Source organism: Synechococcus sp. R6-5, assembly GCF_047461775.1.
GTDB lineage: Bacteria > Cyanobacteriota > Cyanobacteriia > Thermostichales > Thermostichaceae > Thermostichus.
This window is the reverse complement of record NZ_JANSHV010000228.1, coordinates 1-7,079: the sequence shown is the minus strand read 5'-3', so window position 1 is coordinate 7,079 and position 7,079 is coordinate 1. Positions and strand designations below refer to the sequence as shown.

The 7,079-nt window shown below is 59.9% G+C and carries 6 protein-coding genes; 1 reads left to right on the top strand and 5 read right to left on the bottom strand.

The window, feature by feature from the left end:
* Positions 1-242: 242 nt before the first annotated feature.
* Positions 243-1,799 carry a carotenoid isomerase gene (gene crtH, locus NW818_RS11645; protein WP_414424642.1) on the bottom strand — a complete coding sequence of 519 codons (1,557 nt, stop codon included), beginning with the start codon at positions 1,797-1,799 and terminating at the stop codon, positions 243-245.
* A gap of 203 nt (positions 1,800-2,002) precedes the next feature.
* Here crtH and NW818_RS11640 point away from each other — a divergent pair, with 203 nt between their 5' ends.
* A complete protein-coding gene (locus NW818_RS11640) occupies positions 2,003-3,022 on the top strand; it encodes a Rieske 2Fe-2S domain-containing protein (RefSeq protein ID WP_414424641.1) in 1,020 nt (339 codons plus the stop codon).
* On the opposite strand, the gene NW818_RS11635 is transcribed toward NW818_RS11640, so the two are convergent.
* The 4 genes from NW818_RS11635 to NW818_RS11620 form a co-directional block, all read right to left on the bottom strand.
* Positions 3,005-3,955 (bottom strand): ABC transporter permease, encoded by a 951-nt coding sequence (locus tag NW818_RS11635; protein ID WP_414424640.1) that lies wholly within the window; start codon positions 3,953-3,955, stop codon positions 3,005-3,007. The genes NW818_RS11640 and NW818_RS11635 overlap by 18 nt on opposite strands.
* On the bottom strand, positions 3,949-5,079 hold the full coding sequence (locus NW818_RS11630; RefSeq protein ID WP_238376942.1) for an ABC transporter ATP-binding protein: 1,131 nt from the start codon (positions 5,077-5,079) through the stop codon (positions 3,949-3,951). The genes NW818_RS11635 and NW818_RS11630 overlap by 7 nt, the downstream gene beginning before the upstream one ends.
* 289 nt (positions 5,080-5,368) lie before the next feature.
* Positions 5,369-6,232 (bottom strand): PD-(D/E)XK nuclease family protein, encoded by an 864-nt coding sequence (locus NW818_RS11625; RefSeq protein WP_414424639.1) that lies wholly within the window; start codon positions 6,230-6,232, stop codon positions 5,369-5,371.
* 238 nt (positions 6,233-6,470) lie between these two features.
* Positions 6,471-7,010 (bottom strand): hypothetical protein, encoded by a 540-nt coding sequence (locus NW818_RS11620; RefSeq protein ID WP_414331790.1) that lies wholly within the window; start codon positions 7,008-7,010, stop codon positions 6,471-6,473.
* Between the last annotated feature and the right edge of the window lie 69 nt (positions 7,011-7,079).

The window sequence follows — 7,079 nt, the reverse complement described above, 5'->3', positions numbered from 1 at the left end:
GCGGGGCTCCTGCGATTTCTAGCTGAATACCGAGTTTGAAGAGGACATCTGTGTTGATTCTGGACAATGTCCTGATTCAAAGGCCTACAGCCTGCTTTCGGGAACGGACGCTATCTTACTGGCTAGCGTCTCATTGTTGTTTGAATTGACCATCAACTGCCTCCCAAACCCTCTGCGCCGCTCAACCCTCATCCCCTGCCCCTCTCCCAGAGGGAGAAGGGAGTAGCAAGGAGAAGGGCAACCTAAACCAAATCCGCTGCCACCCGGTGGGCGCAGGCAAAGCCGGAGAAGGCAACGGCATTGAGCCCTTGGCCGGGGAAGGTGCTATCCCCCACGCAGTACAAGTTGGGGATGGCGGTGCGATTGAAGGGCATGCCCAGCAAGCCCCAGGGATCCCGGCTGGGGATAGGCCCATAGGTGCCGTTGCTGCGGCTCAAGAAGCGGCGGTGGGTGCGGGGGGTGCCTATCTCCTTCAGTTCAATGTGGGATCCCAGTTGAGGCCAAAGGGCCTCCAGGCGGCGGATGAGGCGGTCGGCGGCTTGCTGTTTTTGGATCTGGTACTGGCTTGGGTTCAACCCTTGCCAGGTGGACATCCAACTGGGGGTAAAGGCATGAACAATGTGGCGGCCCGGGGGAGCCAGGTCGGGATCCAACAGGGTGGGGACGGAGACGAAAAGGGTGCCCTGCTCAGCCTCCATCTGATCCCAATCTTCCAGGAGAATGTGGTGACAATAGCGTTCGCCGGACAGGGCCTCGGCCCGCACCCCCAGGTGCAAGCTCAAGAAGCTGGGGGATTGTTGGTAGCGTTTTTGCCACTGCCGCTCCGCCCTGGGCAGGGATCCCGGCCATAGGCGCTCAAAGGTGTCCCAGCGGGTGGCATTGGAAATGATCGTGCGGGCAAAGAGCTTTTCCCCGCTGGCCAGTTCTACGCCCACCGCCCGACCTCTTTCTTCCAGGATCCGCCGCACGGGTGCTTTGTAGCGGATCTGCCCGCCATGGGCCTCTAGCCCCTGGGCCAGCTTTTGGGCGATCTGCCCCACCCCCCCTTTGGGATAGTTGACACCGCCGTAGTGTCGGTCACAAAATACCATCCCGGCATTGATGATGGGCGTGCGATCCGCCGGCACCACCGACCAGCAGTAGCACTCCATGTCCACAAAGCGCAGCAAATCCGGATCCCGCAGACAGCGCCGCGCTACCTGGCCCACATTCACCGGCAAATAGCGCGCCAAGGTCAGGCAGCCGAGGGGATTGCTCACAAAAGAACGAAATAGATAGCCCCACTCCTCCAACGAGAGCAGCTCCATGGCGTTGAGGCTGTTGAAGATGGGCCACAGGCTATCGTAGAACCGGCGAATGCCGGCGGCTTCCCGGGGAAAGTAGCCGGATAGCTCCTGCAAAAACTGCTCGTAATCCCGGTGTACTCGGGGATTCAGCCCCTTGGGCAGGTGGTAGGCAATCTGCACCGGATCGGGGATAGAGTCTATGGACTGGCCCACCGCTGCCAAAGCCCGTGTCAGCAAGTTAGTGGTGCCTTGGGTGCCCAATCCAAAGATCATGGAAGCGCCCACGTCGAAGCGGTAGCTCCCCTTGCCTAAGGGATCCGGACGCTCAAAATAGCCGGCACTGCCCCCTGGAATGAGGTATTTTTCCAGCACCAGCACACGGTATCCTTTGGCAGCCAACTGGCTGGCCGCGACCAATCCCCCGATCCCAGCACCGATGACGATGGCATCCCAAGCAGGGGAAGGGGTGTACAGAGCCTGCAAGAGGGTCTGAGAAGGCAAAGTTGAGGTCAAGGGATCCCTCTGGAAACTCAAACGCAAGATCAGTATCTTTACCGTACCAGAGGTTCTAGGGTTTCCCCATGAGTTGAGCTCCCCTGGGAATGAGTTTGCCCAGATCTGCAAGATCCCCAAATAGAGATTGTGGCGCGGGCTACGGAACCGAATTCACGAATTTGCTATACAGAATCCGGCCACACGACACAGATGGTTTTGCCATGTTGGTGACCCAGCATCCTGTCTTTCGGCGCTTTTGGTACCCGGTGATGCCCCTCAGCCGATTGGAGCAGGGATCCCCGCAACCTTTCGAGCTGCTGGGGGAAAAGATCGTCCTTTGGCTGGACGAGGCCGGACAGCCCCAGGCAGCCGCAGACCGCTGCTGTCATCGATCGGCTCAATTGTCCAAGGGGATCGTTAGCAACGGCCACCTTCGCTGCCCCTACCATGGCTGGGAGTTTGATGGCACGGGAGCCTGTGTCAAGGTGCCGCAACTGCCGGATCAGGCCCGCATCCCAGAGAGCTACCGCATTCCCGCCTATCTCTGCCAGGCCCGCTATGGCTATGCTTGGGTGTGCTTGCATCCCCAGCCTCTACGGGGGATCCCGGTCATCCCAGAAGCCGAGGATCCCAGTTACCGGCTCATCCACGAGTTCTACGAACGCTGGGAATGTGCCAGTTTGCGCATCTGCGAGAACGAGTTCGATGCCGCCCACATCAGCTTTGTACACCAGAACACCTTTGGCAGTATGGAAGACTTGGTACCCAGCCACTTCGAGGTCGAGGAGCTGGACTACGGGATCCGCACCCGCACAGTGCTCGGTGTAGCCAACCCAGAGCTGCAACAAAAAAACCTGGGCATTGCTGCCGCCAAAACCGAGCGCACCACCACTTCAACCTGGCATTTGCCCTTCACCAACCACCTTCACATCCGCTACCCCAATGGCCGCAGCCATGTCATCGTCAACATCCCCACCCCCATCAACGACCGAGCCTCCCAAGTGGTGCAGTTTTGTTTGCGCAACGACACCGAAGCCGATACCCCAGCCGCCGAGGTTATCCGCTTTGACCGGGCTGTAACTTTGGAAGATAAAGCCATTTTGGAGACCACGGATCCCGACGTTCCTCTCACCCTCAGCACCGAACAGCACATGCTCACCGATAAGCCCGGGATCCTGATGCGCAAGCAATTGGCGGCTCTGCTTAAAGCCCACAGCAGCTCCTCAAACCAGATTTTCTAGGCTGCGGGTGCCAGCGTAGCGGCTGTAGGCGTAGATCAACCCCAGGGTGAGGCCGGTGACCAAAAAGCTGAGGGCCGCCCCGAAAGGGTAGTCCAGGCTGGAGCCAAACTGCAACTGAATCACATTCCCGATCAACAGCGTTTTGCTGCCCCCCAACAGATCCGGCACTACGAACATGCCGAAAGCCGGGATCCCCACCAGAATGAGGCCCGCCGCCAGTCCAGGCAAGGTCTGGGGCAGAAGCACCCACCAAAAGACCTGCCAACCCTTGGCATAGAGATCCCGTGCCGCTTCCGCCAGCCGCCAATCGATGCGCTCCACCGCCGTGTACAGGGGCAAGACCATGTAGGGCAAAAACGTGTAGACCATGCCCAGATAAACCGCCAGCCAACTGGGATACAGAGCCGTTTGCGGTGGGATCCAGCCCAGCCAGGCCGCCAAGCGAGCCGGCCACCCTTCCGGGGCCAGCACCACCATCCAGGCATAGGTGCGGATCACCAGGTTCGTCCAAAAGGGCACCACCACCAAGGTGAGCAACAGATCCCGTTGTCGGGGTGGGTGGGCGGCAATGAAGAAAGCCAATGGGTAGGCCAGCAGCACGCAAAAAAAGGTGGTCACCCCCGCCACCAGCAGGCTGCGGCCCAAGATCTGCCAGTAGACGGGCGTCCATCCCAAGGGGCCAAAGCCGAGAATGCGCAGATAGTTCTCCAGGGTCAGGGGCAGTTGAATCTGGCCAAACTCCCCGCGGCTGAGAAAGCTGCACACCAACAGCAACAGCCCCGGCAGCACCAGAAAAAACATCACCCACAGCACCCCTGGCCCAGCAAAAATTAGGCTGCGCCCCAACTCCTGCCAAGGGGTGAGCAGCTCCCCAAATCGCACCTGGGCTTGGCCAGGGATCCACTTGCCCACAGGAGATGGCAGCTTCAACATCCAGTCTCCTCCTGACGGGGATCCGGTCGCAAACGGATTAGGCTTTTCGGGGGTAGGTGGGCCACCAGCGCTGCGCCGATCTCAAACCCTGCATCCTCAATATCGGTGTTGAGGGCCGTGGCCTTGAGCTGCTGACCTTGGTTTGTCCGCAACAGGTATTGGTTCTCAGCCCCAGTGTAGATGAGGTTTTCCACCCGCACCGGCACCTGGTTGGGCAGCAGATCCCAGCCGCTGCGAGAGAGCTGGATCTTTTCCGGGCGAATGGCCAGTTGCACCGGTTCCGAGCTGGCCGGGATCCCCAAGACCTTCAGCTTTCCCAAGGGCGTATCCACACAGTCCGTCCCACAGGCGATCCCCTCGATCAGGTTGCTGGCCCCTAAAAAGTCGGCTACGAAGGCCGTCGCCGGGCGCTCGTACACCTCATCGATAAGGCCCACTTGCTCAATGCGCCCCGCCCGCATCACCGCCACCCGGTCGCTGGTCACCAAAGCCTCTTCTTGGTCGTGGGTAACGAAAATAAAGGTCATGCCCAGGCGGCGCTGCAACTCGCACAACTGCACCTGAAGCTGCTTGCGCAACTTGGCATCCAACGCCGACAGCGGCTCATCCAACAAGAGCACTTCCGGCTCGTTCACCAAAGCCCGAGCCAAGGCCACCCGCTGCTGCTGTCCCCCCGACAGCTCATGGGGCTTCCGCTTGGCCAGAGCTGCAATCTCCACCAATTCCATAGCAGCCGCTACCCGCTTGCGCAGAGCTTCTCCCCGCACACCCCGCATGCGCAGGCCGAAGGCGATGTTGTCCTCCACCGTCATAAAAGGGAAAAGGGCATAGCTCTGGAACACGGTGTTGACATTGCGCTTGTGGGCGGGCAAGTGGCCCACCGGGCGACCTCGAATCACCACTTCCCCAGCATCGGCCATCTCCAGGCCGGCCAGGATGCGCAGCAGGGTGGTCTTGCCGCAGCCGGAAGGGCCCAGCAGGCCGAAAAACTCCCCCCGCCGAATGTTCAGCTCAATGCCATTGAGGGCCACAAAATCGCCAAAACGCTTGTAGAGGCCCGCCACTTCTACATCCCAGTCGGGATCCCGGACGGTGGAAGTACTGGAGATGACACTCGCGATCACAGTTGACAGCGCTGATAAAACCATCTAACCCAGTATGCAAGTCTCCGAGAAAATTGCAGTTATCCTCCACACCCGGGGCACAAGTTCCAGGCCAAGCCCTGCAACCGGGGATCCCTGGCCGTAGCCTTTCCAGATGGGAAACGTTGGGAACAAAGGACTCCGTCTCGCTATCGCGAACGGCCCCATAATAGGGTATGCATGGGTTGCTGCCAAAACAGATCCTGCCCCGCCCTACCTTGATCTAATCGGATCTAATCGCGTCAGCGAGGCGGAGTCCTTACTGCTCCCATTACTGCTCCCAATAAGTATCGGCGATGGGATCCGCAGGTGTCGCGGGCTCCTGCATTGGCCAGACCCAATCCGTGAGGTCTTGAGAGGGGATCCCTTCCGGTAGCAGCCCATGGCAGCGGGAGCGAAACAGACAACTGTTGCAGCGCTCAGTGTGGGGGGTCATGGGAAAGTCTTGCGCCTCCAGTTGCCGCAGGTGGTTCAGAGTGGCTCTTAGGTGGGCCAGGTCTTGCTCATAGGCGGCGGCGCTGTAATACCGGTGGAAGGGCTGCTGCGGATGTTGCACATACCAAAAGGTCAGTTGCACCTGCTCCGGCTCAAAAGGGCCTTCCAGGGGCAGCTGCTGGGCCACCTCGCAGAGCAGCAGAGGGTAAAGGCGCACCTGCCAGTCTTGGGCCAACTGTTCATCGCGAGGACGTTGACGCTCAGTTTTCCAGTCCAGGATGTGCAGGGATCTGGGGATAATCACCAGCCGATCCAAACGGGCTATCAACTTAAAGCCCTCAATCCGTTGCCACAGGGGCAACTCCGCCAACACCCGTCCCTGGGGATGGGCATGGGGACTGGCCAAAAACACTTGCCACCCCTGCTGCACCACTTCATCTAGGCCCGACAGACGCGGCTCCACCTGCCGCCCGCGGCTGTGCCACTCCACCAAACGGTGAAACTGCCGTCCGCGCCTCTGCTCCAGCTCGTGCTCAAAAACACTGGCAGCGGGCCAGATCAACCGCTCCAGGTACACATAGCGAAACAGGCGGGGGCAATGGTCCAGCAAGGCCAGCGAAGAGGCGGAGAGGTTGACCTGCTCAAGACTCAACCTCTCCAGAGAAGGGGCAGCAGGGATCCCAGACAAAGTGCTCCGCACCGCTGTCGCGAAGGGGAAGAGCTGGCAAGAGGGGGCTAAGTTCCACTGCTCTTAGGATACCCCCACCGCCACCAGGGGTCGCCCAGCGGAGGAGCTCATTTCCAACCTGCTCCAAATTTCCATCCTGCTGCTCCGCAACGCTTGCGCAGAAGGGCGTGGGCGGGATCTGGACTGCAACCGCCCGCTGGAGCTGGGATCCCTGTCGGGATGGCTAGACCCGGAACCGTCTGTGGTTGCGCTAGGTTCCCACCGGACTTGCCCAGACCCAGATGGCGACCATCCCATCCCAGAGCAACAGAAGCAGAGCAAAACATCCTAGGAGCCCGTACATCCAAGGCTGAACGTAGGGGCGCAGCCCGCCAATCTCCAGTTGAGCGTGCCGTCGAATCTCAGCCAACAGCTGCTTGAACCTGGTCACCCGCATCGGCAAAAGTACGCGATCCCCCCCTCGGCTGACCAAGTAATACACCATACCACCCTGGCTGGTGGAGCGGGGCTCAATGCGCTCGATATCGGCCCACCGGATCTGCCACTCCTGCCGCACAAAAGGCGGCACCCAACTGGGGTAGGTGGCCTGCATGCCCTCTTCGTCCAACTGAATCTGCTGGCTCAGGGATCCCAGGACTACCCCCCATCCCAGCAGCAGAGCAATCCAAAGGGATCCCAGCTCAAGAGGTGTTGCCTGTTGCCGAGCCAGCAGGATGGGTAGGGGCAGAACCAGTCCCCAGTACAGAGCCTGCACAGCGCAGCGAATTAAGGGAGAGATGGGGAAGGTCATCGTCGGCAAGATGAGGCTGGCTTTATCAAACTTAAGATAGCGCTAGGTTGTGTTGATCTTTCATTTGAG

Bases quoted from the DNA above. Each gene is read 5' to 3' on its own strand.
- NW818_RS11620 (WP_414331790.1), bottom strand. From the start codon at position 7,010: ATGACCTTCCCCATCTCTCCCTTAATTCGCTGCGCTGTGCAGGCTCTG.
- NW818_RS11635 (WP_414424640.1), bottom strand. From the start codon at position 3,955: ATGTTGAAGCTGCCATCTCCTGTGGGCAAGTGGATCCCTGGCCAAGCC.
- NW818_RS11640 (WP_414424641.1), top strand. From the start codon at position 2,003: ATGTTGGTGACCCAGCATCCTGTCTTTCGGCGCTTTTGGTACCCGGTG.